Source organism: Martelella sp. AMO21009 (genome assembly GCF_053484295.1).
Window position 1 is genome coordinate 1 of the sequence record NZ_JBAKFR010000093.1, and the last position, 220, is coordinate 220.

Consider the following 220-nt stretch of genomic DNA (forward strand, 5'->3'; position numbering starts at 1 on the left):
ACCTGCATGCGGCGGTGAAGCAGGCCATTCATCTCGGCGCGATCGGCTTCGACGCCGTCAAACATCTGATTCTTTGCCGGGTAGAGCGCAGGCCGCCTCGACTGGATCTGTCGATCTATCCTTACCTGCCGAGAGCAACCGTCGAGACGACATCGGCGAAGGCGTATATGGGCCTCCTGTCATCGGGGACGGGAGAAGCGGCATGAGCGCTGAAGCACCC

At 61.4% G+C, this 220-nt stretch carries 1 pseudogene; it reads left to right on the plus strand.

What is annotated here, in order from left to right:
* Positions 1-206, plus strand: a pseudogene (locus tag V6766_RS25590) (IS21 family transposase); the annotation flags it as partial.
* Positions 207-220 lie beyond the last annotated feature (14 nt).